Source organism: Lysinibacillus zambalensis (genome assembly GCF_040183165.1).
Taxonomy (GTDB): domain Bacteria; phylum Bacillota; class Bacilli; order Bacillales_A; family Planococcaceae; genus Lysinibacillus; species Lysinibacillus zambalensis.
Genome location: NZ_JBEGDG010000117.1, coordinates 1 through 458 on the forward strand (window position 1 = coordinate 1; position 458 = coordinate 458).

Sequence of the window (458 nt, forward strand, 5' to 3'; positions counted from 1 at the left end):
CCGTACCCCCATCTCCTCCAGTAGCCCCATTACCCCCAGTACCCCCAGTACCCCCAGTACCCCCAGTAGCGCCAGTAGCGCCAGTATCTCCAGTATCTCCAGTAGCGCCAGTAGCTCCAGTAGCGCCAGTAGCGCCAGTATCTCCAGTAGCGCCAGTATCTCCAGTAGCGCCAGTAGCTCCAGTAGCTCCAGTAGCTCCAGTAGCGCCAGTAGCGCCAGTAACACCAGTGCACCCTCATATCCTACCGTCGATTCGCTTTCTTACAGTGGTGCTCTCTTTTCACAGCTTCACTTCACTTGTTTTATCCGTCGCTCCAGCAGATCCATCCGTCGTTTCGCATTCATACCGTCGTTCTGGCGGTTCAATCCGTCACTTCACTTGTTTTATCTGTCGCTCCAGCAGATCCATCCGTCGTATCTCCATCATACAGTCGTTAAGTCCGTTCAAAACAAAACAA

1 protein-coding gene is annotated in these 458 nt (G+C 53.5%); it reads left to right on the forward strand.

Annotated features, from left to right (window positions below; all coding sequences use genetic code 11):
* Positions 1–458 (forward strand): hypothetical protein (locus ABNX05_RS26265; RefSeq protein WP_349662361.1); only part of this gene is annotated, 458 nt, incomplete at both ends.